The sequence below is a fragment of the Lentilactobacillus kosonis genome (assembly GCF_003864335.1).
GTDB lineage: Bacteria > Bacillota > Bacilli > Lactobacillales > Lactobacillaceae > Lentilactobacillus > Lentilactobacillus kosonis.
In genome coordinates, this window is record NZ_BEXA01000007.1 from 1 (window position 1) to 26,115 (window position 26,115).

General features: G+C 38.3%; 15 protein-coding genes and 9 pseudogenes. 4 read left to right on the forward strand and 20 right to left on the reverse strand.

Features of this window, described 5'->3' with window-relative positions; all coding sequences use genetic code 11:
• Window positions 1-170 precede the first annotated feature (170 nt).
• The 13 genes and pseudogenes from lysS to pth form a co-directional block, all read right to left on the reverse strand.
• Window positions 171-1,674, reverse strand: a pseudogene (lysS, locus tag NBRC111893_RS09340) (lysine--tRNA ligase).
• A 54-nt stretch (window positions 1,675-1,728) separates the two neighbouring features.
• A pseudogene (gene dusB, locus NBRC111893_RS09345) lies at window positions 1,729-2,734 on the reverse strand (tRNA dihydrouridine synthase DusB).
• An 81-nt stretch (window positions 2,735-2,815) separates the two neighbouring features.
• Window positions 2,816-3,711 (reverse strand): annotated as a pseudogene (gene hslO / locus NBRC111893_RS09350) (Hsp33 family molecular chaperone HslO).
• A gap of 101 nt (window positions 3,712-3,812) precedes the next feature.
• Window positions 3,813-5,906: an ATP-dependent zinc metalloprotease FtsH gene (gene ftsH, locus NBRC111893_RS09355; RefSeq protein WP_125008877.1), complete on the reverse strand. Its 2,094-nt coding sequence runs from the start codon at window positions 5,904-5,906 to the stop codon at window positions 3,813-3,815.
• A gap of 67 nt (window positions 5,907-5,973) precedes the next feature.
• Window positions 5,974-6,516 carry a hypoxanthine phosphoribosyltransferase gene (hpt, locus tag NBRC111893_RS09360; protein WP_125008878.1) on the reverse strand — a complete coding sequence of 181 codons (543 nt, stop codon included), beginning with the start codon at window positions 6,514-6,516 and terminating at the stop codon, window positions 5,974-5,976.
• Window positions 6,517-6,531: 15 nt separating this feature from the next.
• Window positions 6,532-7,284, reverse strand: a complete 753-nt coding sequence (gene tilS / locus NBRC111893_RS11695; RefSeq protein ID WP_369689742.1) for a tRNA lysidine(34) synthetase TilS — start codon at window positions 7,282-7,284, stop codon at window positions 6,532-6,534.
• Window positions 7,285-7,332: 48 nt separating this feature from the next.
• Window positions 7,333-7,904, reverse strand: a pseudogene (gene tilS / locus NBRC111893_RS12220) (tRNA lysidine(34) synthetase TilS); the annotation flags it as partial.
• A 44-nt stretch (window positions 7,905-7,948) separates the two neighbouring features.
• Window positions 7,949-8,449: a S1 domain-containing RNA-binding protein gene (locus NBRC111893_RS09375; protein ID WP_125008881.1), complete on the reverse strand. Its 501-nt coding sequence runs from the start codon at window positions 8,447-8,449 to the stop codon at window positions 7,949-7,951.
• A gap of 157 nt (window positions 8,450-8,606) precedes the next feature.
• Window positions 8,607-9,002, reverse strand: coding sequence for an FtsB family cell division protein (locus NBRC111893_RS09380; RefSeq protein ID WP_125008882.1), 396 nt, complete (start codon window positions 9,000-9,002; stop codon window positions 8,607-8,609).
• 98 nt (window positions 9,003-9,100) lie between these two features.
• Window positions 9,101-9,379, reverse strand: coding sequence for an RNA-binding S4 domain-containing protein (locus NBRC111893_RS09385; protein ID WP_125008883.1), 279 nt, complete (start codon window positions 9,377-9,379; stop codon window positions 9,101-9,103).
• A complete protein-coding gene (locus NBRC111893_RS09390) occupies window positions 9,366-10,952 on the reverse strand; it encodes a polysaccharide biosynthesis protein (RefSeq protein WP_125008884.1) in 1,587 nt (528 codons plus the stop codon). Before NBRC111893_RS09390 ends, NBRC111893_RS09385 begins: the two co-directional genes overlap by 14 nt.
• Window positions 10,945-14,473: pseudogene (gene mfd / locus NBRC111893_RS09395) on the reverse strand (transcription-repair coupling factor). The gene NBRC111893_RS09390 and the pseudogene mfd overlap by 8 nt, the downstream one beginning before the upstream one ends.
• A gap of 38 nt (window positions 14,474-14,511) precedes the next feature.
• Window positions 14,512-15,068 (reverse strand): annotated as a pseudogene (pth, locus tag NBRC111893_RS09400) (aminoacyl-tRNA hydrolase).
• A gap of 224 nt (window positions 15,069-15,292) precedes the next feature.
• On the opposite strand from pth, the gene NBRC111893_RS09405 reads away from it, so the two are divergent.
• A complete protein-coding gene (locus tag NBRC111893_RS09405) occupies window positions 15,293-16,249 on the forward strand; it encodes an L-lactate dehydrogenase (RefSeq protein ID WP_125008885.1) in 957 nt (318 codons plus the stop codon).
• 119 nt (window positions 16,250-16,368) lie between these two features.
• The gene (gene cbpA, locus NBRC111893_RS09410) at window positions 16,369-17,016 is read left to right on the forward strand and encodes a cyclic di-AMP binding protein CbpA (RefSeq protein WP_125008886.1); all 648 of its coding nucleotides are present in this window, start codon (window positions 16,369-16,371) and stop codon (window positions 17,014-17,016) included.
• Between the two features lie 101 nt (window positions 17,017-17,117).
• Here cbpA and NBRC111893_RS09415 read toward each other — a convergent pair.
• The 6 genes and pseudogenes from NBRC111893_RS09415 to NBRC111893_RS09445 form a co-directional block, all read right to left on the reverse strand.
• Window positions 17,118-17,472: pseudogene (locus tag NBRC111893_RS09415) on the reverse strand (type II toxin-antitoxin system PemK/MazF family toxin).
• 395 nt (window positions 17,473-17,867) lie between these two features.
• A pseudogene (alr, locus tag NBRC111893_RS09425) lies at window positions 17,868-18,991 on the reverse strand (alanine racemase).
• Window positions 18,966-19,355, reverse strand: a complete 390-nt coding sequence (gene acpS / locus NBRC111893_RS09430) for a holo-ACP synthase (RefSeq protein ID WP_125008888.1) — start codon at window positions 19,353-19,355, stop codon at window positions 18,966-18,968. Before acpS ends, alr begins: the two are co-directional and overlap by 26 nt.
• 165 nt (window positions 19,356-19,520) lie before the next feature.
• On the reverse strand, window positions 19,521-21,080 hold the full coding sequence (cshA, locus tag NBRC111893_RS09435) for a degradosome RNA helicase CshA (RefSeq protein ID WP_125008889.1): 1,560 nt from the start codon (window positions 21,078-21,080) through the stop codon (window positions 19,521-19,523).
• 192 nt (window positions 21,081-21,272) lie between these two features.
• Window positions 21,273-22,655, reverse strand: a complete 1,383-nt coding sequence (locus tag NBRC111893_RS09440) for a UDP-N-acetylmuramoyl-tripeptide--D-alanyl-D-alanine ligase (protein WP_125008890.1) — start codon at window positions 22,653-22,655, stop codon at window positions 21,273-21,275.
• A 45-nt stretch (window positions 22,656-22,700) separates the two neighbouring features.
• A complete protein-coding gene (locus NBRC111893_RS09445) occupies window positions 22,701-23,468 on the reverse strand; it encodes a hypothetical protein (RefSeq protein WP_125008891.1) in 768 nt (255 codons plus the stop codon).
• 152 nt (window positions 23,469-23,620) lie between these two features.
• Here NBRC111893_RS09445 and NBRC111893_RS09450 point away from each other — a divergent pair, with 152 nt between their 5' ends.
• Window positions 23,621-24,088, forward strand: coding sequence for a low molecular weight protein-tyrosine-phosphatase (locus tag NBRC111893_RS09450; protein WP_191984850.1), 468 nt, complete (start codon window positions 23,621-23,623; stop codon window positions 24,086-24,088).
• On the opposite strand, the gene NBRC111893_RS09455 is transcribed toward NBRC111893_RS09450, so the two are convergent.
• Complete coding sequence (locus NBRC111893_RS09455; RefSeq protein WP_125008893.1) at window positions 24,085-24,837, reverse strand: class A sortase; 753 nt, start codon at window positions 24,835-24,837, stop codon at window positions 24,085-24,087. The two genes, NBRC111893_RS09450 and NBRC111893_RS09455, sit on opposite strands and share 4 nt — an antisense overlap.
• 36 nt (window positions 24,838-24,873) lie before the next feature.
• On the opposite strand from NBRC111893_RS09455, the pseudogene NBRC111893_RS09460 reads away from it, so the two are divergent.
• A pseudogene (locus tag NBRC111893_RS09460) lies at window positions 24,874-26,076 on the forward strand (MFS transporter).
• Window positions 26,077-26,115: the final 39 nt, after the last annotated feature.

The following is a 26,115-nucleotide window of genomic DNA, read 5'->3' on the forward strand; positions in this document are numbered from 1 at the left end:
TCTCGTCGTTTATATGTCAACGACTTTTTAAATCATTTTGCGATTCAAAATATCAAACTTTAAAACCGCAAGTAATAATATACCGACTTTTGTGACAAATGTCAACACACGAAAGTAAATTAGTTATGAGAAAATAAAAAGACGCTGCTTTATCAGCAGCGTCTTTTTATTTATTCATTTGCAGAGTCGTCATCAGGTCTCATTGTTGGGAACAATAAAACATCGCGAATCGATTCAGCATTGGTCAATAGCATTACCAAACGATCCATTCCGATTCCCAATCCACCTGTAGGTGGCATACCATATTCCAAGGCCTCGATGTAATCTTCATCGATTCCTTCAGCTTCATCATTACCTTCTTCACGTTCAGCAACTTGAGCTTCAAATCGTTCGCGTTGATCGATAGGATCATTAAGCTCAGTAAAGGCATTAGCAAATTCATTAGTAACAATATACAATTCAAAACGATCCGTAAATCTAGGATCGTCAGCGTTTTTCTTAGCTAAAGGCGAAATTTCTACGGGATGACCATAGATAAATGTTGGTTGCTCTAACTTTGGTTGAACTAGTTCTTCAAAGAAAGCATTAATAATGTGGCCAACTTTCCAATACTTTTCGTAATGAATACCATTATCATCGGCCAATTTCTTAGCTTCATCAACACTCATTTTTTTCCAGAAGTCAATACCGGTATATTCTTTAATAGCATCAACCATGTGCATTCTAGTAAATTCTTTGTTCAAATCAATGGTATGACCTTTATACTCCACGATTCGATCTTCAGTAACCGCTGAGGCAGCTGCCTTAAAATGCCTTCAGTTTCATCCATTACATCATTGAAATCAAAATAAGCAGCATATGATTCTAGCATTGTGAACTCAGGGTTATGTCTTGTATCCATTCCTTCATTACGGAATACTCGACCAATTTCATAGACTCTTTCCATACCACCAACGATTAAGCGTTTTAAATGCAATTCAAGCGCAATCCGCAAGTATAAATCAATGTTTAGAGCATTGTGATGAGTAATAAATGGACGAGCACTAGCACCACCAGCTTGATTATGAAGGACTGGAGTTTCAACCTCTAAGAAATCATTGCCATCTAAATAACTTCTGACAGCAGTAATAATCTTACTACGTTTTTGGAAACGCTCGAAACTATCAGGATTTGCAATCAAATCTAAATAACGTTGACGATATTTTTGTTCTTGATTTTGCAAGCCATGATATTTATCAGGTAGTGGCCGAAGGGCCTTTGATAGAAATGTAACTGATTCAGCCCGAACCGTTAATTCTCCCATATCGGTCTTAATCAATTGACCAGTAATACCCAAATGATCTCCAATATCTGAACGTTTAAAGATATGGTAAACTTCTTCACCCACAATATCTTTACGAACATAAATTTGAATTCTACCACTTCTATCGCGGAGATCGGCAAAGCCAACTTTTCCTTTACCACGCTTAGACATCATTCTACCAGCAATGGTAACTTTCTTATTCAAGTCCATTAACTCATCTTTATCTGCATCTTCGAATTCATCATGGAGTCCTTGTGCAAGGTCTGTTCTTTCAAATCGGTGTCCGAAGGGATCGATTCCTTCCTCACGTAATTCATTCATTTTTGGCGACGAACGATTAATTGATCGTTCATTTCTTTATCTTTGGCCACTATTAAACCTCCTAAATCGTATTAACATTCCAATTCTAGCACATATCTATCTGATTATTGAACGATTTCTTGATGTTGTGAGTTACGTTTAGCATTTTTTTCTAAGAATTCATCAAAAATCGCATCCATTGCTTCCTCACCATCAGCATTATTCAACGCAACTTTAGTCCTAGCAGAATGTGAAATTCCCTTTAAGTAGTATCCAGATTGACCTCTAAATTCGTGAGAACCTGCATAATCGCCTTTTAATTCCACAAGGCGATGTAAATGTTCCTTAGCAGTTTGAATCTTTTGTTCTGCAGTAGGCTCTGGCAACAACTCACCAGTGGCTAAATAGTGCTCAGTTTGCCGCAAAATCCACGGATTGCCTTCAACAGCTCGGCCCATCATCGCAGCATCAGCACCAACGTAATCAATCATTTTTTAGCATCTTGAGGAGTTTTAATATCTCCATTACCCATAAATGGAATTGTTAATTCATTAGCAACTTGCTTAAGAATTTCCCAGTCTGCGTGACCGGTATACATCTGTTTACGAGTCCGACCATGCATTGCCAAGGCTGAAGCTCCGGCCTTTTCAGCAGCTAATGCATTTTCTACAGCGAGGATATGATCTTCGTCCCAGCCAGTTCTCATCTTAACAGTGACCGGTTTTTAACTGCGTCAGTTACATAAGAAACCATTTCATAAACCTTATTGGGATCTAATAACCAACGAGCACCAGCATCGGTTTTAACCACCTTGTTAACAGGACATCCCATATTGATATCAATAATATCAGCAGAAGTATTTTGATCAACAAATTTAGCAGCTTCAACTAATGTATCTTTAGTACCGCCAAAAATTTGAATGCTCATTGGATGTTCATTAGGATCAACAAACATCATATCCAAAGTTTTTTTATTTTTATACATAATGCCACGATCAGAAATCATTTCACAAACAACTAATCCCGCACCAAATTCCTTACAAATAATTCTAAAAGCAGAATTAGTCACTCCAGCCATTGGTGCAACGACGACTTGATTAGGAATTGTAACGTCACCAATTTTCCATTCCATTATTTTCACCTCAAACGCGTAATTTTAATCTAAAAAATACCGTGAGTAATATTATCACAGAATTTAACTTTTAATAGTAAGTTACTTACTATTCCGACTTTCGGCCTCAGTGATAATATCATTCAATCAGCTTCATCGTAATGATACTTTGATTGGCAAAAATTGCAAACTACGTCGATTTTACCATCTTCAGTTAAAATTTCCTTTAACTGATCAACTGGAATCCCAACCAAATCATTTCGGAACTTATCTTTTGAACAATTGCAATAAAATTCAACTGGCTCTGTTGTCAGAAACTTCAAATTATCCTCACCAAACAATAGGTTAAGAATATCTTCAGGTGATTGTTCCTTTAACAATAGCTCAGATAACATTGGCATTTCTTTCATCCGCTTAGTTAGGTTGTCAATGGCCTCATCCGTTGCTCCAGGTAACACCTGAACTAAATAACCACCCGCCGCTCCAATTGAGTTGTCCTCATTAACAAATACTGAAACCCCAACAGCTGAAGGAATTTGTTCGGATTGAGCTAAATAATAAGTAAAATCGTCACCAATTTCACCTGATGCCAATGGCACACTACTTGTGTATGGGTCTCCATTTTCCAAAATTTTATTAACTTCCAAGCCCCCATTGATTCCAACTGCCTGTGCAACATCAATTTTATGAAATTTATTTAAAGGTAAATGAACATGTGGCTCACTAATATATCCCTTAACGTGACCATGAGAATCCGCATCAACTAAGATTTGGCCGACCGGGCCACCACCGTTAATTTTAACTGTGATAGCTGCCCCATTTTTATCAACGGATGCAGCCAACAATGTCGACCCTATCATAGTTCTACCTAAGGCAGCTGAAGACGCACTCCAAGTGTCATGTTTAACCTGAGCGTCAGCGACCATTTGATGTCCATTAACTGCATAAGCTCGAAACATACCACCGCTTGTGATTGCTTTAACTAAATAATCTTTCATTCTAATCTCCTTTTAGAAATAAAAGCGGGATTACAGCAAAACCAACGTTTTGTTGCAATCCCACTTACTATTCAATAACTACTTCAAAATAACGATATTACTTAATCATCATTACGGTGATCTTGGTTATCAAAATCAGGATTTACATCATCCGGCTTAGGGTTCTCAGTTGAATCAGTAGATTCATCATCAGTATCCTTACCATTTTCGATGTGGGCCTGACGTTCAGCTTCCTTACGTTCAAGCTCCCGTTTAGCTTCTTCAAAAGTAGCTGCCCGTTCGCTTGGGAAATCACTTGATTCTGATTCAGCAGGCATCTTACCAGTGTTATAGAGTGACAAGATTTGCTTTTCATCAAGAGTTTCGTATTTAAGTAAAGCTTCAGCAATTAGCTTATGTTGTTCACGATGCTCTTCGATAATTCTAACAGCTTCATCATGACCTTCATCGGTGAATCGCTTAACTTCTTCATCAATAACAGCAGCCGTTTGTTGTGAATACCTTGGACCATAAGATTCTTGACTTGGATTTTCAAGTTGAACTCGACCCAACTTATCACTCATCCCATACTGGGTAACCATAATTCGAGCAATATTTGTAGCTTGTTCAAAGTCATTTGAAGCTCCTGAAGATTCAGAATTGAAGATGACTTCCTCAGCAGCTCGGCCACCCATCAATCCAGCAATCTGTTCTTGAGCATTCTTCTTAGACATCAATTGTTGATCTTCTCGAGGAAGCATAATTGCATAACCGCCGGCACGTCCGCGAGGAATAATTGTTACCTTGTGAACTACTCGGGCCTCATTAAGGACTAAACCAACAATGGTATGTCCTGCTTCATGGTATGCAACCGTCTTTCTTTCGAGTTCAGAAATTACTCGGTTACGCTTAGCTGGCCCTGCAATTACCCGATCTTCAGCTTCGTCAAAATCAGAAGCATCGATTTCTTTCTTATTTCGACGAGCAGCAAGTAGCGCTGCTTCATTAAGCAAGTTAGCCAAATCAGCTCCCACAAATCCAGGGGTTTGTTTGGCAATCTCGTTCAGGTCAACATTAGATGCAATTGGCTTATTCTTAGCATGAACCTTAAGAATTGCTTCACGACCGTTAACGTCTGGACTACCCACAAGAATCTTCCGGTCAAATCGGCCTGGACGAGTCAATGCAGGATCCAAGACATCAGAACGGTTAGTTGCCGCAATAACAATCACGCCTTCGTTACCGCCAAAACCATCCATTTCAACTAATAATTGGTTAAGGGTTTGTTCACGTTCATCATTACCGCCACCCATGCCAACGCCACGCTTGCGACCTACGGCATCGATTTCATCGATAAAGATAATTGCTGGAGCAGACTTCTTAGCTTGTTCGAATAAGTCACGAACACGACTAGCACCAACCCCGACAAACATTTCAACAAAGTCAGAACCCGAAATTGAGTAGAACGGTACTCCAGCTTCACCAGCAACCGCTTTAGCTAGCAATGTTTTACCCGTTCCTGGAGGTCCCTCAAGTAATACACCATGAGGAATCTTAGCCCCCAACGAGGTAAATTTGTGTGGATCTTTCAAGAATTCAACAACTTCAACAAGTTCTTGTTTCTCTTCTTCCTCACCGGCAACATCAGCAAAACGAACAGTATTTTGTTTACTATCGGCTGGTTTTGCCTTAGATTTACCAAAGTTCATTACTCGACCATTACCGCCGCCTTGACCACCGCCGGCACGGCCCATCATCATGTAAAAGAACCAGATGAAGATAACCAATGGCAATACATAAACTAATAAGTTTACCCAAAAACCACTAGATTCTTCAGGCTTAGCGTTCATTTTAACGTCATTATCCTGAGCTGCCTTAGTAATATCTGCAACCGAAGAATTATTTTCTAAGACAGTGGTACTAAACTTGGTAACTTCTCTAGTTTGTGTAGCACCACCAAGGATTCCTGTTTGTTCTTTTACTTTTTTAGCTTGTCGATATTCCCCAGTAACTTTGTAAACTCCGCCACTTGGTTGAATCGAAAAGTTCTTAATCTTATCGTCCTTTAAATTTTGAACGAATTGGCTAGATCGGATTTCTTGAGATTCCGTGTGAGTATTACTCCCATTAAAGAAGTAAATGACCCCCATTACTAACAAGAACATCACGATATAAAATAGGCTACTTCTAAATAGTCCATTTCGATTTGAATTCATCGACGTCCTCCTACACAGTATTTATTTTGATAGTCCAAATATTACCACATTTGACTTTCATTGACCATTAATTGTTCGTATAAATTTCAGGCTTCAGAACTCCAATATAAGGAAGGTTACGATACTTTTCTTCATAGTCTAATCCATAACCGACTACGAATTCGTTAGGCACCTCAAAACCAATGAAATCTGATGATGCTTCAACCACTCTACCAGAAGGTTTATCTAATAAAGTACATACTTTGATCGAGCTAGCGCCACGATCATTTAAGGTGTCAATCAAGAACTTTAACGTTCTTCCGGTATCAACGATATCTTCCATTATCAAAACATCTCGGCCAGAAATATCGGTTGAAATATCTGTAACTAATTCAACCACTCCTGAAGATTGGGTTGTGCCATGGTAACTGGAAACATCCATAAAGTCGAGTTCCATATACATATCAGTATCTCGAATTACGTCAGTCATAAAGAAGATTGCTCCCTTTAAAACCCCAATTACTACAGGAACTTTGTCACCATAGTACGACTTGATTTCTTTTCCTAGTCGTTGACAAGCTTCTTGAATGTCAGACTTACTGTACAGCACCTTTAAGATGTCATTATCCATTAATTTGGTTTCCTCTCACTTCTCAATTAAATAGTATTTGTTGGTGTCCTGATTACCGCTGCTTTTAGCCACTCGATACCCAAGAACTGCTAATACATTATCGGTATTTGAAACTAACAATTGAATCCTCTTACGATCATCAGTTGTAATCTTTTGATTTATCAAAAATCTAGCAACTTTTTGATGACCGCCGTTTTCGATTTCGAACCGATCTCCCGGCTTAGGATGCCGATAAATTAACGGAAAATCGGCTTCAGTTAGTAACAATTCATGAATTTTAATACCCGGAGTAATGTTGTCAGGAGCATGAGTAAAGACGCCAAAAGAGCGACCACCTTCAATTTGGTTCCAACGATTTAATGGTACCATAAAATCCACATTTTTTTGATAGGTAGAAAATGATTTTTTGGACTTATTTAATATAACTAGTTTTCCATACCGTTTAGCTACTGTAATTTGGCTATTTAAATCAACCTCTCCTTGTGCTTTCAGAGGATTATTAATTAACCGAACGATTTGAGTTAACTGGTCATTAGAAACTGCAACTGATTTTGGAAATTGCTCTAACCACCGTTGAATCAGTAGGGTCCACAGTGAATCATCAAAGTCATTAAAATTGGTGATATCTAATTCATGCTTGTCCCCAACCATACCGCTTAACAAATTATCAATATAATGGTTACTAACGGTTATCATTTTAATTAATTGTTTAGAATAATCAACCATATGTTTAATCGCTAACGGATTTTCTTCTTTTAATTGGGGCATTACGTGGTGTCGAATCCGGTTGCGTAAGTTTTCGTCATTCTGATTAGTCTCATCTTCAAACCACTTTAATGTATTGTCGTTAGCATATTGGCGAATCTCAAACTTACCAAATGACAACATAGGTCTGATTAACTTACCATTCCCAAATTGACGTTCAGGTGCGATACCAACCAAGGAGTTTAACCGTCCGCCCCTAACTAACTTCATAACCATTGTTTCCGCTAAATCATCAGCATGGTGGGCAGTCGCAACATAATCAGCTTTAAACTGATCCATGATTTCTGCAAAAAACCATAACGAAATTCCCGGGCCGCAGCTTCTATCCCCACTTTGGGATGAACTTCAGCAGGCCATTCCTTCATTTGGAGTTCTACATGATGCTGAGCACAATACTCTTTAATAAACGTCGTCTCTTCAAATGATGCCGGTCTCAAATGATGATCAACATATGCCACAATAATTCTTAGTCCCTTGATGTTGGCCCTTAAAAATAGATTCAACATCACCATTGAATCAACCCCAGTTGAAACAGCTAGCACAACGGTTGTCTCACGGTCAAACCAATGCTGTTCATGAACATTTTTTATGAATTGATTAAGTAACGACAAAATAACCTCCACCAATAAAAAAACAGATACTAATTAAAGTACCTGATCTTGATTTATTAACTGCGACGGCCACCGCGGCCCCCACGTTTTCCTTCAGTATTCTTCTTGAGAGTCGCTAAACGGTCCTCACTTTGCTTCAAAAAGCCAGACATTAAATCATCAAAACTATCGGACTTATGCGCATTGTTATTGCCATTTGATTTTTTATCAAATGAACGTCTACCCCCGTTATTACTACGATGCTCGTTATGATTCTCATGGTGAAAGCCAGAATTACTACGTTCATGAGTGCTGTGACTATGTTCCTCGTTATTGTCGTGGTTTTCGTTTGCCTTTCGAATCGACAAACTGATCTTATTATCCCCGTCAACCTTTAAAACTTTGACCGTAACTTCGTCACCAACTTTTAGGATGTCATGAATATCTTTGACAAATCCATCTGAAACTTCACTAATGTGAACCAATCCTGTTTTATGGTCACCTAAGTCAACAAACGCACCGAAATTAGTAATTCCCGATACCTTACCGCTGACTTTTTCCCCAATTTCAATTGCCATTTAAAAAATTGTTCCTCCTATGTAGTTGTACATAAATTATAGCATACTTAATTCGAATTAGTTTAACAAACTAAGCTAGGATCAACCAATTTAATATCAAGAAAATAAAAAGCTAATCTCTAAAATAAATTTTTAGAGATTAGCTTAATTTGAATGCTTAATCTAAGTCGTCAATTGCTTTATCCGGAAAACTATACACAGTCTCACCCGGTTTGGTGTAGTAATATCGTTCGCGAATAAGTTTCTCAACATAAGAATGATTATTTAACTGCTTAACCTTCACGCTCAGTTGTTTTTTAGTAGCTTTTTCGGATTTCAAATTTGCCTGTTGTTTAGCAATTTGACTATTAATTTGAGTTAAATTTCCCTTGGCTCTAACAATCTGAACTCCAAATAGCAAAACCACGCATGCAAAACCACCAATAATTTCTAGTGCTCGGCGCTTACGCTTATGGCTAAGCTTTAGCGACATCTTATTCTTTAGAATTTCAATATCTCTTTTTTTAGTAAATTCATTCTCAAGCTTACTAATTTTCCCTTTTGATTTTGCCACATTAAATCCCCCGATCAAAAATGACTCAAACCCTTTTGAATTAATATTACAACACCCAATTGAGCTTTGTCTACTTTTCAAGGAGAATTTAAGATTAATTATTCATTTTCTGAATTGTAATCGCGTTCATACTCTTCGTTAATAATTTCATACATTCTTTGAGCATCATCCTTTTTGGTAGTATCCAATAGCTCTTTAATCCGGACAGTTAAAGTTTTATTACCAAACTTGATTACTATTTCATCGTTTGGATGAACTTCACTAGACGACTTAATTACTCGACCATTAACACTAATTCTACCTTGATCGGCAATCTCCTTGGCAACTGATCGACGCTTAATAATTCTTGAAACCTTTAAAAATTTATCGATTCTCATTATAATTTCCTCGAATTTCTAATATTCTATTTCCCATCGGAATAAGTAACCATTCCTGATCACTAAATGCTTTAAACATAATACATACAATAACAAATACGAATACGCCCACACCAATTCCAACAATTGATTGAATGCCAGCCATAATCCTTAACGTAACTTTGCCAATCAAAATTGCTTTAATTAAGATCCGAACACCGATCACCGCTGACCACATTATCGCACTAATTAATACCAGCTTTGCTAGTTGAGACCATGAAATTAAATCGCGTAAATACTTCCAGCCACTAACAATCATAATCAAGATTGCCGCGCACAAGCTACTAACGGTTGCCAGGCTAGCACCCAAGATTCCCCATTGATCAATAAACAGCGAATTAACGGCAGCTTTAATCACCACTGCAATAATAATTGCAATCACTGTGGGGCCAAAAACATCATGGCTTTGAAAAATGGTATTCAACACCAAAATAATCGACGCTGCCAAGATGCTAAAGCAGTAAACACTAATAGTTAAATTCAATTCTGGAGTAGCAAATAACAACGGATTAATTGCAGCCATTAAAGCAAGCATCCCAAAGCTCATCGCACAGGCTAACCCAAAATTAACAGCAATACTTCCATGAGCCAATTGTAAATATCTTTGTTGATTTTTTGACTTCACAGCTGCCACCAATTGAGGCAAAATTGCAGTCGTTGAGGCAGTAGTAATTGTTAATCCAAGTTGAACTAACGTCTGAGAACGATCATAGACTCCCTTAATGTTTTGAGCCATCAACTGGTTATTTCCTAATTTGGTTAGCTCAGCCACAACAGAAAATGAATCAACAAGTTGCAGCAATAACATTACTGAAGCGACTAAACAGATTGTGGCTCCTTCAAGTAATAACCGTCGGGATAATCCTGGAATCGCATATGAACGAGATAATTTTCGAATATGATCTTTTCTTAAGAAGTAATAAATTAAACCCGCGGAAGCCAGCGTGGCAAAAGGTGCTGATAGCATCGCCAAGCTACCCATACGATGAGGATCTAAGTGGTGCCTGACTGCCCACACTGCTGTCACCAAGATTATGGAAACTCTCACGAGCTGTTCAAGGACTTGTGAATATGCAGTTGGTTTCATCAGGTATCTACCTTGAAAGTACCCACGCCAACTAGCTAAAAATGGAATTACCAAAAACATCCAGGAGACTGCATAAATCACTGGCGATAACTGAATATCATGCATCCAGATTGCAATCTGATTTGCACCTAACTGCAGGCCGACAAAAATCAAGCCACACACAATAAAGAGTATCTTTTGAATCTGATACACAATATTTAGTTTGTCCGTTTCTGTTTTAGCATCGACTACTAATTTAGAGATAAATACTGGCAACCCAGAGAGCGCAACTGTCATTGCAATTCCGTAAATCGGGTATATCTGTTGGTAAACGTAAAAACCAACGTTTCCGACCATATTTTGAAAAGGAATCCGGTAGACAGCACTCAAAATTTTTGCAATCAAAGAAGCCACTGTTAGTAACGCGGTTCCTGTTACCAACGCACTTCGATTTGAATCATTACTCATCCTGATTTTTCCCATCTGCCAATTTCACATGCCGAATGTCAGCTAACTCGGTAACTAACTTAATTAACTGGTCTAACCAATCAGCCATGTTGTTTTGGACTACCAATTTAATTTGATACTTTTGTTCTGCTGAATTGATAGTAGCACGGAATTTAGTTTGAGCAATAGCTCTTAACAAATCTTTACTTTCATACTCAGAATCAGCCAATCTAGCGAATGTGATTGTTAAATCATGATCCTTACGCTGAATTTTTCAATTAATGCATAGTCAGCATTCATCTTAATTTCAGCAATTTTCAGTAAGTTATCAACTGCCACTGGAAAATCACCAAATCGGTCAATCAAATCATCAGTAATTTCATCTAACTGGGCCTTACCATCAAGCTGCCGAATCCGTTTATATAATTCAATTTTTTGTTGACTATCATCAATATAATCTGATGGTAGGTAAGCCTCGACATCCAATTCAATCAAAGCACTAGTAGTTTGCGTAACGGTTGCGCCTCGTTTCTTAGCCACCGCATCAGAAAGCATCTGAGTATAGAGATCATACCCGACCGAGTCTACAAACCCGTGTTGCTGTTTGCCAAGCAAATTACCTGCTCCTCGAATTGATAGATCTCGCATTGCAATCTTGAACCCTGAACCCAATTCAGTAAAGTCTCGAATGGCTTCCAATCGCTTTTCACCAACTTCAGTCAATGATTTATTAGGTTGATACATAAAGTATGCATACGCCACTCGACTACTTCTACCAATTCGCCCACGGAGTTGATACAGCTGTGAAAGGCCCATTCGATCCGCATTTTCCACGAATAACGTGTTTACGTTAGGTATATCTACCCCGGTCTCAATAATTGTAGTTGTCACCATAACATCGTATTCACCATTAATGAATTCATATAAGACGTTTTCCAATTGATTTTCCGTCATCTTACCATGGATATAAGCAATTCTGGCATCAGGAACTAACTCGGCTAAATTTGCCACCGTTTTTTCGATATCGCCTACCCGATTATGCAGGTAGAACACTTGACCGCCTCGAGCCATTTCACGTTCAATTGCATCCCTGATTGCCCCAGCATTTTGCTCCATCACGTAAGTTTGAATTGGGTACCGGTTTGCAGGTGGTGTTTCAATAACTGACAAGTCTCTAATTCCCATCATTGACATATTTAGGGTTCGAGGAATTGGTGTTGCCGTTAACGTTAATACGTCCACGTTACTTCTAAGTTCTTTAATCCGCTCCTTATGCTTAACGCCAAATCGTTGTTCCTCATCAATAATCAATAATCCCAGATCCTTGAACCCAACATCCTTAGACAGAATTCGATGAGTTCCAACTACCACATCAACGGTGCCATCCTGCAAATCAGCAAGAGTCGCTTTAATTTCCGCCTTGGTTTGGAAGCGAGACAATACACGAACTTCAATGGGATAATCAGCAAATCTGTCCTGCATCGTTTCATAGTGTTGCTGAGCTAAGATTGTCGTTGGCACTAAAAATGCCACCTGCTTACCAACTTCGATTGCCTTAAATGCAGCCCTTAAGGCGACTTCTGTCTTTCCATAACCAACATCCCCGACTAAGAGCCGATCCATTGGTCTAGCATTTTCCATATCTCGTTTGATTTCTTGCGCACTTCGCATTTGATCAGGAGTTTCATTGTATGGAAATTCATTTTCAAAATCATGCTGTAAGGCATCATCTTTTGGAAAAGCAAATCCCTTTTGGGCACTGCGTTTCGCATATAATTCGATCAAATCATCGGCAATATCCTCAATTTTGCTAGCAACTTTTTGCTTAGTCTTAGCCCACTCGCTACCGCCAAGTTTGTTGATACGGGGATGCTTATCTTCTGATGAAACATACTTTTGGATTAAATTAAGTTGAGTTACCGGAATAAAAAGTTGGGCATTGTCCTTATAAGTAATGGTCAAGTAGTCTTGATGCTTACCATCAACTTCCATCGTTTTCATGCCTTCATAACGGCCAATTCCGTGGTTGACATGGACCACAAAATCTCCGGGTTTTAAATCGGTATAACTTTTGATTCGTTCAGCATTACTAAATGTAGTCATCTTGCGGTGCTTTTTAGTAACTTTTTGGAACAGTTCACGCTCCGTAATCACCGCTAACTTATTCTGTGGTAATTCAAAACCATTATCTAATCCATTAGCGATCAGCTGCACTTTGCCCGCTAATAATTTAGTTGGAGTAGCAATACTAACGTTAACATCAAAATCAGCCAAGGTATTTGCAACTTTATCTAGCCGTTTTTCATCTTCAACCATCATGATGACCGTCGTTTGACTTTTCAACCAGCGGTCAACTTCACCTTTCAGCATTGGCATTGAGGAGAAAAATTGTTGCATCGGGCGAGTATTAATTTGACTGATTTGTGAAAACTTTAAGTTAGTTAACCCCTTTTTAAACAAAGATAGTAAAACACTACCATGTTGATTATTTTTAAATGTCGCCTTAAAGTCACTTGTGTAATTGGAATCCGGTAGAATTTCGTGCTGAGAAATCTTATCTTCCAACCAATCCTGCTCATCAGCCAGTAGTTGAACGTTAGCTTCAGTTATTTTAGAGTACTCATCGAATACAACAACCCCGTCAGCCGCAAGATAATCAATAATTGACGTTTGTTCTGGGTAAAGCAACTGTGAGAATAATAGCCAATAAGGATCATTCAAACCGTTACTTAAATCCGTGATTTTGACGTCAAGATTGCTTTGAAGAACCTGAGCAGCTTCGTCATCTAAATCGCTAACCGTTGTTTTTAGTTTCATTTGTAACTGATTAACAACTGATTGTCTTTGTTCAGTTGTCATAATCAAATCACTAGCTGGATAAATGACACTGCTTTTAATGTTCTCAATACTTCGCTGGTCCGCGACATTAAAGCTTCTCATCGAATCAACTTCGGTGTCAAAAAATCAATTCTGATTGGATTATCGCTACTTAATGGATAGATATCCAAGATTGAACCTCTAATTGAAAATTCACCAGGAGCAGCAACCATTTTCTGAAGTGAATACCCCATTTGATGTAATTTGAGTTTTAACTCGGCTAAATCAAATTCATCACCAGTTGAAATCATTAGCTTAGCATCCTCAAATTGACCTTTAGTTGGTAAAATTCGCCGAATCCCCGATACTGAAGTCACAATCACAGCAGGTGACCCGTCGGCTAACTGGTTAAGTGCTAAGACTCGCAACGCTTTATACTCAGGTGAACTAGTAGCTAATTCACTAGCGCCAATTTCTTCTACTGGAAATTCGAATAGTTGATCATCAGGAACAAGATTAGCTAAATCGGCCGTTAGCTGATCTGCATGAGCAAGCGTATCTGTCACAATAATCATTGGCTGATTTAACTGTTTGTATATTCCATTAATAAACATAGTTTTGGCCGATCCGCTTAATCCAGTAACTAATTGACGGGATTGCGGTGCGACTTTGGTCACAACATCCTCGAATTCCGGAATCCCCTCAAATAGATGATCTAATTCCATTCGTCTCTTCCTCTCTTAAATCTGTTTAGTTAATCTGTTTAGTTAAACTGATTTTCTAATTCTGGAATCGTGCTACCGTCGATCCAATTCTCAATAGCACTAACCGCATGATCTTGTGCACTTAAAAAATCAGGTAATTGTTCTTTTGAGAACTTGCCTAACACATAGTCAACAACTTTTGCCGTTGAGGGTGGGCAATCCCCACCTTGATCCGAGCAAAATCTTTAGTCCCAATTGAGCTAATAATACTCTTAATCCCGTTATGGCCACCTGCAGAACCCGTAGCTCGGATTCTAATTTTGCCTACTGGCAGATCCATATCATCATGAATAATAATAATATCATCAACGTCCACATCAAAGTAATTCTGAAGAGCAGCTACTGCTCTGCCAGATTCATTCATAAACGTTGTTGGTTCCACAACCATCACTTTTTCGGTTCCAATAAAGCCAACGCCATACTTAGCGTCCATCTTTCTGGTTGTGATTTGAATATTATGCTGGTTAGCAAATTCTTCAACCACCATAAAACCGGTATTATGTCGTGTTCCTGTATATTGGGGACCGATATTTCCCAACCCAACAATTAATTTCATTTTTTAGTTCCTCTTTCTTCCTGACAACACAAAAGGCCGAACAAAGAATGTTCAGCTTGTCTACTAGATATCTTCAAAATTATACCATAATATGCGTTTTGTTCATTTTTATAATAATTAATCGGTGATTATCCCCAGCTAAACTACGTATCTCCTAAATTGGTTGTGAATTTAGCAACAATCATATGTTATAATACAGTTGGTTTCAGAAAATTTTATAGGAGATGATCAATTTGACTTTAGATCGCCAAAAAGTTGCTTTAATTGGTGACGGTGCCGTTGGATCATCATACGCATACGCTATGATGCAACAAGGACTTGCCGAAGAATTTGTTATCGTTGATGTTGTAAAGGAACGTACAGAAGGAGACGCCCTTGACCTTGAGGACGCCCAAGTATTTACTTCACCAAAACACGTTTTCTCAGGTGACTACTCAGACTGTGCTGATGCAGACCTAGCAGTTATTACTGCTGGTGCTCCTCAAAAGCCAGGCGAAACTCGTTTGGACCTTGTTAATAAGAACCTTAAAATTATGCAAGCAATCATTGACCCATTAGTTGCTTCAGGATTTAAGGGAATCATTTTGGTTGCAGCTAACCCAGTTGATATTTTGACTTACGCTGCTCAAAAATTCTCAGGATTCCCTAAGAACCGTGTATTTGGTAGTGGTACATCACTTGATTCATCAAGACTTCAAGTTGGCTTAGCTAAGAAGCTAAACGTTAACCCACAATCAATTAACGCTTACATCATGGGTGAACATGGTGATTCAGAATTTGCTGCTTATGCTTCAGCTACTGTTGGTGGTGAATCATTGATTGAACGTGCTAAACGTGCTGGTTTATCAATGGATGATCTTCACCAAATTGAAGATGACACTCGTCATAAAGCATACGAAATCATCAATCGTAAGGGTGCAACGTTCTACGGAGTTGCTACTGCTTTGATGAGAATTTCTAAAGCAATCTTACGTGATGAAAACACTGTTCTTCCTGTTGGCGCTCCAATGGATGGCCAATATGGTTTAAACGATGTTTACATTGGTACACCTGCCATTATTAATGGTTCAGGGGTTGCCGAAGTTATCGAAGTTCCTTTGAGTGATGAAGAAAAGGAATTAATGAGAAAATCAGCAGAAACTCTTCAAAAGACAACTGCCGATGGTATGGCTCAACTATAATTCATTCAAAGAAGTCGCTTAGGCGGCTTTTTTGTACCCGAATTTTTCGGTTTATTAATAAATAATTTACTTTATTATGTTATGATGAGAACATAAAATTGATATTCGGAGGAATGTTTATGCTATTTAAAAGCTTAGTTAAGCCAAAAGAACGATTAGTAACAGTGAAGGAAAGCAACACGCTTGAAGAGGCCCTCACCGTCCTCGAAGATTCCGGCTATCGTTGTGTTCCAATTTTAGATGAAACTGGTACAATTTTCCGTGGTAATATCTACAAAATGCATATTTATCGTCACAAATCTCGGGGGGGAGATATGACTTTACCAGTTACTACCCTGTTAAAGAATGCCACTAAATTTATTAATATTAACTCAGCTTTCTTTCAAGTTTTCTTTTCAATCAAAGACTTACCATACATTGCTGTTTTGGATGAACAAAATAACTTCTATGGAATTTTAACACATACTAGACTGTTAGACATGTTATCTCAGTCATGGAACGTTAACATCGGTAGTTACGTATTAACTGTTGTCGCTAGCGGCGAGCGTGGTGATTTGGAAGACATCACTAAAATTATTACGAAGTACACGTCAATTGCAAGTGTAATTTCCCTCGATGCCCAAGAAGGCGAATTAGTTCATCGAATTATGTTCACCTTGCCTGCAGAAGTAGACCAAGATCGCTTAAACCGAATTATTGCTGCGCTCGAACGAAAAGAATTCCGAGTCCCTGAAGTAGAAAATTTAAAAGATGAAAAAACTCTTTAAACTACTTACAATCAAAAAGGTACTGATCAATAAATGATCAGTACTTTTTGATTTATAAGTTAACTACGGATTTTACAAATTATGTACTCAGTTTGAAGAATTTACTTATCCACAATCCCAATACTAATTTTAATAGCTTCATCAACCTTAGCCATCAAAGCAGGACTGAGATGTGTTACCTTATCCTTCAAACGTTGTTTATCAATTGTTCTAATCTGTTCAAGCAGAATTACCGAATCCCGTTCGATTCCATCCCCAGCTTTGATACCCACATGTGTTGGCATCTTAGGCTTAGAAATTCTGGCAGTAATTGCTGCAACAATCACCGTCGGACTATAATGATTTCCGATATCATTTTGGACAATTAATACTGGTCTCATTCCCCCCTGCTCTGAACCAACTACCGGTGAGAGATCAGCATAAAAAAATGTCCCCACGCTTAAATAAAAACGTCAGCCATTATTTACCCCCCCTATAACGACAAAAACTATAATCCAAAATAGTTAAACGTCGTATTTATTCCGATACTGGGCAAGGTGAATTTCAGCGTCAGCCTCACAAGCCAAAAATCGTGAGTTAACTCACGATTTAAGTTTCCCATCTCGCGATAGCCATCCATCAATGAATGGATCAGTTTCGGATCATCAAAAAATAGTTGATAGCAATTCTTACAGTTGATGATTGAGATATCCCGACTTGGCGACAAAATCGCTTAGCTTATGAGTTATTTTTTCGTCTACTGCTAATGAAAATTGCTTGTTATTTTGGACTACATTTGCCATAAAACTATCCCCTATATTTCTTTAGTTAAATACTAATATACCATGGAATAGCTTCTCATGCATAAAAATTTAATAATATACGCGCTTGATCCGCGGTTGCAGGTCACAAATTACTTCATAATTGATTGTCCCAAGATAGGTAGCTAGGTCTTCAGCAGTATTTTGTAAGCCCCCCGACTCACCAATAATAACCACTGGCGTGCCAAAATCATATTTACGATCTAATCTAATCATGAATTGATCCATACAGACTCGACCAACAATCTCACATGCGTGGCCATTTACTAATACTTGAAATCCTTGTAACTTACGAGAAATTCCGTCAGCATAACCCATTGGAACGGTGCCAATCCATTCATCTTGCTGAGCTTTATAAGTAGCTCCATAACCAATGTGGGTACCCTTGGTTACCCGCTTAACGTGAACCAAACTAGAAGTTAAAGTTAACGCTGGTTTTAAATCATATGGTAATTCAACGATTTCTTTTTGTGAGGGATTCAAACCATAGGCAGCAATTCCTAGTCGCACCATGTTACCATCACAAATCTTATGCCAGAGACTAGTTGCTGAATTGGCGACATGCACATACTTAGGACGTACTGGCACAACTGCCATAAAATCATTAAACTTTTGATATTGTTGTTTAAAATACTGATCATCCTTCTCATCAGCAGTTGCAAAGTGGGTAAAAACTCCCTCAAACTCAATCTCATTAACCGCTGAATCTAGTACGGATAACGCCTCGCTCAACTCAGCGGGCGTCTGAAAACCAATTCTTCCCATTCCAGTGTCCAACGCCACGTGTACTTTAACTTTTTTCTCACTACTGATAGTGCTTAAAATTTTATCAGCCCGTTTAAGCCAATCAGTTGTTGAAATCGTTAACGAGATATTGTTATCAGCAGCAACTGGCGCCCACTGAGGAGCAGTAATTCCTAACACCAAGATTGGTAAAGTGATTCCCGCTTCACGTAATTCCATTGCTTCATCAATCAAGGCGACACAAATCCAGTAGCCCCAGCCTTCTCAGCTGTTTTAGCAACTTGCACTGCTCCGTGACCATATCCATCCGCTTTTACTACTACGAACAAATCGGAGTCAGCATCCAAATGCTCACGAGCATTTTGAACATTAGTAAAAATTGCTTGCTGGTCTATCAGTACCTGACTATTCCGCATCATTGAAACTACCATCTGTAATATCCCCTTTTTCTAAGATTACTTCCGTCATAACCAACTTATCAGTATGGGAAATGGACAAGTGAGCCTGACCATTAAATGGATGTTTTGTCACAACCGGTTTCCCTAACTCATTATTCAAAATGGTTAAATCAAGCAATGAAACCGTTGCTCCTAATCCCGACCCCATCGCCTTAGAATACGATTCTTTTGCGGAAAACCTGCCAGCAATAAATTCCAGTTTACGTTTTTCGGAGAGATTAGCTAATGCAGCAATTTCATCCGTTGTTAACGTTCTGGTCAAAAAATTAGGATTCTTTTCAATTGCTAACTTGATTCGTTCAATTTCAGTTATATCAATTCCGATTCCTGCAATCATTTGTTTACTCTTTTCAATTTAAAGTCATCATATATAATACCACAGATAATCTGAAATCTTAGCTAGCTCCATATTGAAAATAATTCACGGTTTAGTGAAGCAAATTAATTTAAAACAAAACAAAAAACAGCTTCCCAAAGGAAAACTGTTTTTAAATGGTTAATGTTAACCGTTTTTAATAGTGAAATTCTTTTTTCTGTCAGAACTATGACCGCCTTCACGTTTGCCGCCATCACGACGACCACCGCTACTCTTCTTGTTACGATCTCTATCTGAAGAACGGTTGTAACCGCCGCGACTACCGCCACCGCGATTTCCACCACGGCCACCGCCGCCGTTACCACGATGACCACCACGTGAGTCGTTTCTATTTCTAGAACGACCGCCACCATTTCTTCTTGAACGACCACCTCTTGATAGCGGACGTTCAGGAGTAATCTTAACTTTAACATCGTCACGAGTAACTTCGTTTAACAATGCTGCAACTAAGTCAGTAGCTTCGTATTCTTCAATAAGCTTGTTGGCCATATCAGCATACTTGTCAGTGTTAGTCTTGTTGATCAATTCGCCAACTTGAGATTCAGCAGCATTTAATTGACCAGCAAATGCTTCTTCTTCCGTTGGTGGCTTCAAAGGCAACATTCTCACTTTGGTTAACTTTTCGATTTCTCGTAAGTAATCCATTTCGTTTGGAGTTGCAAATGTAATTGATACACCATGTTGGCCGGCACGACCAGTTCTACCAACCCGGTGAACATAACTATCTGGGTCAGAAGGAATATCATAGTTGTACACATGTGTTACTCCAGAAATATCAATTCCCCGAGCAGCAACGTCAGTGGCAACCAAAATATCAATCTTGCCTTGCTTAAATTCATTCATGATTTGAGTCCGACGACTTTGAGTAAGATCACCATGAAGACCAGCAGCTTTGTAGCCACGAGCTTCAAGTCCCTTAGAAACTTCGTCAACCCGACGTTTAGTTCGACCGAATACGATGGTTACTTCAGGTGCTTGAACATCGAAGAATCGAGTCATTGTATCGAATTTTTCGTATTCCTTAACCCGTACATAGTATTGATCAATTAAATCAGTGGTTAATTCCTTAGCCTTGATCTTAACGTGATGAGGATCTTTCATGAATTGAACCCCAACCCGTTTGATTTCAGGTGGCATAGTTGCTGAGAACAGCAATGTTTGTCTTTCTTCAGGGGTCTTTTTGATAATTGATTCAATATCTTCCAAGAATCCCATGTTTAGCATTTCATCAGCTTCATCAAGAACTAAGTACTTCAAGTTTTCAAGCTTCAAAGTCCGACGATTGATATGATCTAAAATCCGTCCTGGTGTTCCCACCACGATTTGTGGATGATTCTTTAAGTTATTGATTTGACGACGAATGTCAGCACCACCATAAACGGCTTGTACTTTAGCACCTTCGTCTTTACCCAAGCGATATAATTCTTCTTGGGTTTGGATTGCCAACTCTCTGGTTGGTGAAATCACTAATGCTTGAATATCTTTACCTTGCAAATCAACTTTTTGCAAGATAGGTAGGCCAAAGGCAGCTGTCTTTCCAGTTCCTGTTTGAGCCTGACCAATTACATCCTTGCCATCTAATACCATTGGAATGGTTTCGGCTTGGATTGGGGTTGCTTCTTCAAACCCGCTCTTTGAGATAGCAGATAAAATGCTATCTGACAATCCTAATTCACTAAACTTCAAATATGTTTCCTCCTAAAATTATGAAACATCAGGGCACCGTCATGAACTGGAGAAAATCCGTTTCTCGTGGTTCGTTCATGACTTGACCAAGTTCTCAAATAAAATAACTGTACAAGTATACAACATCCATTAGCAGTAAGCAAACAAATAAAACAGAATCGCGTAACCACACGCAATTCTGCCTCTTTTTTATCACTTAACTATCTTAGCTACCACCTGTTCTAGATGAATTCCGTGACTAGCCTTTAATAAAATTGTATCGTTTGGTTGCATGTCAGCAATTAAGTCTGCAGCAAGTTGATCCAACTGATCTTTTTTGTAAACGTGGAGCCGGGTAGCATCATATTCTGGTTTAAGTGCCTCAGCAAGCGCCTGAATATCATCACCAATTAAATAAACTTGATTATCTTTAGCTAAAGATAATTCCTGAGCTAGAGAAGCATGCATTGCTAATGATTGTTCGCCAAGTTCTAACATATCACCTAGTACAATGACTCTGCGGCCATCTACTGGTGTCTCATTGATCGTCTTCAGTACTTCTAAAGCTGCCGTTGGATTTGAATTATAAACATCGCTTAAGACAGCTTCGCCTAGCTTGCCTTCAAGCCATTCAGTTCGGTTCTTAGTTAATTGAACAGTTTTTAGTTGCTTACAAATTAACTTTTCATGAATTCGAAAAATCTTACCGACTAAAATTGCCATCAAGGCATTGTTAACGTTATAGTCACCAATCATTGGAATAACCATTTCAACATCAGGCCATAAATTCGTAGTAAAGTTGGTTGTAAACTTTTGACCATCAATCTTTATTGGATAAATATCATTGTCTTGCTTGCTACCAAAAGTCATGGTTCTAACTGATAAGTCTTTAGCTCGTTCACGTAATAGTGGTTCATCACCATCATAAATAAAAATACCATCTTCTTTTAAGCCATGGGTAATTTCCATTTTTGCGTCGGCAATCTTATCTCGAGTTTTAAAGAATTCAATGTGGGCTTCACCAATCATTGTAATCAAAGCAATATCAGGTTCTACTAACTTACTCAAAAAATCCAATTGCATTGGGCGATCCATTCCCAACTCGACCACTAAAAATTCAGTATTAGATTCCATTTGAAGTAATGTGTAAGGCACCCCAATTTCATTATTAAAATTATCGTAAGTCTTAACAACATTGAATTCCGAGCTAAGTACTGCAGCAATCATATCCTTAGTAGTGGTTTTTCCATTGCTACCAGTAACCGCAATAACCCGAGGATTAATTTTCTGTAAGTAATATTTACTCAATTTTTGAAATGATTTTAAGGGATCATCCACTAATAGCACTGGAACCGCCACGGGAAGCTGGTCTTCGTGATCCTTAGCAAACAAAGTTGCCCCTGCACCATTAGCGGCCGCACTTTCAATATAATTATGGCCATCCTTCTCACCTAACAGTGGGATAAATAACCCATCCTGTTTGATATTCCGGCTATCAAAATCAACACTCGTTATTTCCTTGGCTAATGTTTCCTCGGAAAGTAAAGAGGTGTCGGCATCGATTGCTTGGGCAATCTCTGCAATTGTCATTTTCATAATTGTTCTCCTAAAATTATTGTCTATTAAGAATAATACCACACCCTATAATAAATCTTCATCATCAATCCAATTAAGATTCCACTCAGACGACTTTAAATCATACGTTAGCGTCCCAACGATTCTGGTATTTTCCTTCACTTGAGACGTTTTAAACACTACCGAAGCGCCATCTGGATTATTTAACATTCTTAATTGAATTGGGTAAGTCTTATGCTTTTCAACCAATCCTTCAAACTCAATAAACAGACCATCGCCGCCTTTACTAATCAAATCAATCAGAATCGATTTATCAAGGTCTTTAATAGCTAATGGTCTCAAGAATACTCGCCTTGAGTTATGCAATTCACGCAACTTACGCTTAATTGCGATTTCCAATATATGATTAAATTCAGAGTACTTGCGATAATATGTTCTCATTACCCCATCACCCTGGCTTAAATAAATATAACGATTAATTAGTTTTGATGAGTAAGGACGGCCCATAGGGGTATGCATATGGCCTAAATATAAAAGTTCAGCAATTTCAAATGGGTTAAGACTGTTTAAGCTGTCTTCTGAGTCATAATCAATAAATTTCTTGATTTGATGCGGATCACCAAGTAAATACCGACGAATCTCGCCGGAACCATTGATTAAATTAAATTTTGAATGAGAATTAAAACCATTAGCCGAAGTGACATCATCATCTAAAAGCATAATGTTATCTGGAATGTCATCAATTCCATTCAAAAAATCAGCTCCCGTAATCCCATACGAAAGCACCATATTTGCAATTGGATTTGAATTTAAAAATAAGTAATTACCCTTCATGCCTATCCTCTACCCGCCTTAATTATATAGTTCAATTGTACACTCTCCACTGACCATTGTGGACATAAACCTTAAAAATTTTCAGCTAATTTGCGCTTTATTCATTCCCTTGTTAACATAAAAGTTACTTAAAAATGAGGTGACCCTAAATAATGAATATTTTATTTGTCTGTCTGGGTAATATTTGTCGATCACAGATGGCGGAAACCATGTTTAGACACATGGTTGCGCAACAATCACTCCAAGATTCAATTAATATCCAATCAGCTGCAACTAGCAGCTATGAGCAGGGTAATCCTCCTCATCCTGGTGCCATCGCTGAGTTAGCTAAGCATAATCTATCCATGACTGGACAATTTAGTCGTCCAATTACTTCAGATGATTTTGCATGGGCTGATCTAATCATTGGTATGGATAATCAAAATATCGTGGATTTAACAGAAATGGCGCCTAAACAAGATGTCCATAAAATCCACTTATGTTTAAATATCTTAGACGAATCAGGAAAAGAAATCGCTGATCCTTGGTATGATCATCGTTTTGACAGAACTTATAATCAGTTAGCATCATCATTACCAGCGTGGCTCACATATATCAAACGCAACATGTTAACTAATTAATTATATTGGGGATTATTCACTGCTTGTCGTAAAGTTTTAGATGTATTTTTTAGTAATATGCGAGCTTGATATTTTCCCCTAATCATCAGTCGATTTACCCCAGTCTTGTCACAAGTTATCAGGGTAATAATCGGCTTTTTTGTTTGGTTGATTACTGATGTCTGATAAGCTGAAATAAATTTCTTCTGCGAAATTACGTATTTATAAACGTACTTCATATCAGTTAAGTAAATTGGTTGCCCAACTTTAGCTCGATAATACAATGGACCAAATAAAATATTATGGTCAAGCATATGATGGCCAGCCAATGAATAATTTCCTTGACCCATTTTTTGATCAGCTCGCATTGTTCCTGCAGCTAACGCTAAGGTTGGATTTGCTACTCCTATTCCAATTGGCAAATGTAACCCAGCCTGGGGAACGATAATTTGCCCAACCACACGAACATTACTAGCATGAATTCTTGCGCTAACCGCAGTCTGTAAATCTAAATCTTGAACTTTATCAAAGTCAAAACTGATTTCTTTACTTGATTGATTAGTTGTCATTGCGTTAGACTTATTAGACATATGCTTATTTTGATTAATTAATTTCTCATTTTGAATTATCATTTTACGAGAAATTTCTGGTTGGTAAGACTTAATTAACTGATTTTTGACCTGTCGATTAAAAATTAATAACAAGGCAATCACCAATAAAATTACCAGTCCTAAACCGATTATTATATTAACAAATTTGTTTAGTTTCATATTGATTCTCCAACTTATTTTGAAAGGAAGACCTATTTGGCAAAGAAATTTTCATGGAAACAAAATCTAATCGTCCTTTGGTTTGGTACTTTTATGGCCGGCATCGGCTTCTCTGAGGTCATGCCATTTTTATCGCTATATGTTGATACCATGGGACACTTTACAAAAGGACAATTGAGTTTATACAGTGGATTAGCGTTTGCGGCTAGTTATTTTATGACCGCCATTGTGTCACCGCTCTGGGGTAAACTAGCAGATAAAACCGGTCGAAAATTAATGTTAATTCGAGCATCAGCCGGATTAGCTGTAATCTTTTTCTTAATGGGAACTGCGACTAACGTCTGGCAATTAATTATCTACCGACTAATCCAAGGTGTCTTTTCTGGATACATTAGTAATGCCAACGCATTAATCGCTACTCAGGTTCCAAAGAGTCAATCGGGTCAAGCCCTAGGAACCCTAGTTACCGGAAACGTTTCTGGAACATTACTAGGACCACTGCTTGGGGGAACCTTAGCTTCCATCTTTAGTTATCGATTAACCTTTATCATTACCGGTTTCTTATTCGTATTGGTTTTCTTTTGTTACTACGTTTTTAGTTCACGAAAACTTTGAACCCGTTCAGAAAGAGGCAATGCTAACTACCCGTGGGGTTATTAAGTCCTTAAATAACTCACAGTTAGTTTTTGGAATGTTCGTAACCACTATGATTATCCAGGCCGCTAACAATTCCATAGCCCCAATTTTAGCATTATACGTTCGAGAAATCATGAATAACAGCCCCCAAGCCACATTCTTCAGTGGAGTGGTCGCAGCCATCCCAGGAATTGCCACTCTATTTGCGGCTCCAATGTTAGGCCGGGTGGGCGATCGAGTTGGTTCCGAAAAATCCTCATGTTTGGATTTGGGCTTGCCATTCTCGTTTACATTCCAATGGCTTTCGTAACCAACGTCTGGCAATTAATCGGCCTGCGCTTTTTGATTGGTGTTTCAAACGCTTCGATGCTTCCGGCAGTTCAAACAATTTTAACTAAGAACACGCCATCGTATGTAACTGGAAGAATCTTCAGTTGGAACCAGTCATTTCAAGCAATGGGCAACGTTGCTGGCCCTTTAATTGGTTCATTTGTTTCATCATCATTCGATTACGCAGGAGTATTCATTTCAACAGCTTGCTTAGTAGTAATTAACTTAGGAATGGTTTACACCAATACTAAATCGCTTCGCAAAGCAAGATAGCTTATCTTGTTACGAATAAAAAACGGATTGCTAAACTCT

What these genes read in the sequence shown, in the direction of transcription:
- NBRC111893_RS09455 (WP_125008893.1), bottom strand. Translation starts at nt 24,837, where the DNA reads ATGAAACTAAACAAATTTGTTAATATAATAATCGGTTTAGGACTGGTA.
- NBRC111893_RS09445 (WP_125008891.1), bottom strand. Translation starts at nt 23,468, where the DNA reads ATGAAGGGTAATTACTTATTTTTAAATTCAAATCCAATTGCAAATATG.
- acpS (WP_125008888.1), bottom strand. Translation starts at nt 19,355, where the DNA reads ATGATTGCAGGAATCGGAATTGATATAACTGAAATTGAACGAATCAAG.
- hpt (WP_125008878.1), bottom strand. Translation starts at nt 6,516, where the DNA reads ATGGATAATGACATCTTAAAGGTGCTGTACAGTAAGTCTGACATTCAA.
- ftsH (WP_125008877.1), bottom strand. Translation starts at nt 5,906, where the DNA reads ATGAATTCAAATCGAAATGGACTATTTAGAAGTAGCCTATTTTATATC.
- NBRC111893_RS09440 (WP_125008890.1), bottom strand. Translation starts at nt 22,655, where the DNA reads ATGAAAATGACAATTGCAGAGATTGCCCAAGCAATCGATGCCGACACC.
- NBRC111893_RS09405 (WP_125008885.1), top strand. Translation starts at nt 15,293, where the DNA reads ATGATCAATTTGACTTTAGATCGCCAAAAAGTTGCTTTAATTGGTGAC.
- NBRC111893_RS09375 (WP_125008881.1), bottom strand. Translation starts at nt 8,449, where the DNA reads ATGGCAATTGAAATTGGGGAAAAAGTCAGCGGTAAGGTATCGGGAATT.
- tilS (WP_369689742.1), bottom strand. Translation starts at nt 7,284, where the DNA reads ATGCCCCAATTAAAAGAAGAAAATCCGTTAGCGATTAAACATATGGTT.
- NBRC111893_RS09450 (WP_191984850.1), top strand. Translation starts at nt 23,621, where the DNA reads ATGAATATTTTATTTGTCTGTCTGGGTAATATTTGTCGATCACAGATG.
- NBRC111893_RS09385 (WP_125008883.1), bottom strand. Translation starts at nt 9,379, where the DNA reads ATGAGAATCGATAAATTTTTAAAGGTTTCAAGAATTATTAAGCGTCGA.
- NBRC111893_RS09390 (WP_125008884.1), bottom strand. Translation starts at nt 10,952, where the DNA reads ATGAGTAATGATTCAAATCGAAGTGCGTTGGTAACAGGAACCGCGTTA.
- cbpA (WP_125008886.1), top strand. Translation starts at nt 16,369, where the DNA reads ATGCTATTTAAAAGCTTAGTTAAGCCAAAAGAACGATTAGTAACAGTG.